General features: G+C 42.3%; 3 protein-coding genes. All 3 read right to left on the reverse strand.

Annotated features, from left to right (window positions below):
- Positions 1-51: 51 nt before the first annotated feature.
- A complete protein-coding gene (locus ACQY63_RS12315) occupies positions 52-627 on the reverse strand; it encodes a phage tail protein (RefSeq protein ID WP_428245321.1) in 576 nt (191 codons plus the stop codon).
- Positions 628-969, reverse strand: a complete 342-nt coding sequence (locus ACQY63_RS12320) for a hypothetical protein (RefSeq protein ID WP_087758574.1) — start codon at positions 967-969, stop codon at positions 628-630. It abuts the gene before it with no gap.
- A gap of 15 nt (positions 970-984) precedes the next feature.
- On the reverse strand, positions 985-1644 hold a 660-nt coding region (locus ACQY63_RS12325; protein WP_428245322.1), incomplete at its 5' end, for a major capsid protein.

Consider the following 1644-nt stretch of genomic DNA (forward strand, 5'->3'; position numbering starts at 1 on the left):
CTTTATCTTCCGTATAGGCTTTAAGTGCATTTAATAGGTCAACCGCTGTCATTAACTACCTCCGTTCAAAATTCTATCAAGTTCATGCTCCATACGATTGTTGATTACTTCGTTTACCCTGTCCTCGACCGTCTTTAATACAACGGCGTTTTCTGCCATTCTTGGCACAGACGGACCGTATAGCTGTTTAATTGGATAGCTTGAATTGTTTTTACGTTCATATATTCCTATATGTCCGTTTGGCATTTGTGCGGTAAATGCTTCCGCAAATTCTACTTGGCTTTCGCTCCGCTTTACTGCTGCCTTTACAGGTGTTTTACCGTATGTTGCTTTCTGTGGTGTGACATTGTATTTAATAAGTGGGATAACCGTACCTGCGTACTCAATACTCCCTATCAGTCCGTCACTCCGCATTTCAACCTTTTTATACCCGATATGTGAATACCTCGATATAACCGCCGGACTTACATAGTACACGCTCTTAATCTGCTTATTAAAAGCCGTCCGCCCTGCTGCCAATCCTCTTTGCATGGCAGGCTTTAATACTTTTTCGTCCGCTTTTCCTAAGCCGGATAAAATGGCGTGTAGCCTGTTGGTGGTTTCCTGTGATACTTCAATGTCTACCATTTATTCATCCTCCCCCACCAACTCAATAATAAGTTCGTTGTACTCTGTTGTAACCTCGGATATTTTATACAGTTCGTTGCCTATCCACATTCTCATACCCTGCCTTGGTTCTTTTTCCAAGTCGGATAATCGGATGCGTACTACAAGTAACTTTTGGTATATGCCCTGTGCATGGTCCCCGGATAACATTTGTCGGCGTGCTTCTGCTGCATCCGAATCAAATATAACAGGCACATTCCTGTCTATTCCGTCAATGCGGACTCTCTGCAATTCGGCAAATTCCTCCGTATTGTAAAAAGTACGGTCCAGGTCCTTATCAAGCATTTCCTTAAAATTCTTCATAGGCTGCCACCGCCTTTAGCAGACAGTAGCAACATACCAAGAATCTACTTCGTGAGGTACGCAAAGAGGTGCTGAATTTAACTGTAAGAATCTTCTAGGAGGTCTACGCTCTACCCACTGTTCCGGGATTCTCGACCCCTCTACTACCTCGATTGTCTTACCTGCTTCGTCCGTTACTCCGACAGCACCGTAATACATGGAGTAATTTGCTTCTGTTGAAAGAAGAACTACAACATTGGCAGGAAGTAAAGGCTTGTCCTCCGGCTGTTCTTTGTTTGTCCAGTTATCTAAGTACCACTCGTTGTATGTGTAAATATCCATAGCGATTTCATGGATAGTACCGATATATGTAGCACCGTTTGGTAACTCCTTAGGAGTAATAACGGCAGCTTCAAAACGTCTTGTATCAAGTACCTTTAATACCTCTTCGTCCATTAAGAACGCTTCCAAGGCATCCGCACCCATAAGGCATACATTACAGTTTACAAAACCTTTCTTCTGTACATGCTTTCTCCACTCTTTTAACTGTTTAATCTTACCGCCTGTCTTTTTGTTCCAAGCATTAGCACCGCTTAATGTCAATTTGTTTGTAAACTGAAAATCAATTTCTGCCTGTAATTCTTTTCCGTCTTTGTCGAGGATAGGAATTTTACCCGTAAATAAAGCCTGACAACA

The sequence above is a fragment of the Eubacterium sp. Marseille-QA0814 genome (genome assembly GCF_965119675.1).
In the GTDB taxonomy this organism is placed as follows: Bacteria; Bacillota; Clostridia; order Lachnospirales; family Lachnospiraceae; genus Eubacterium_G.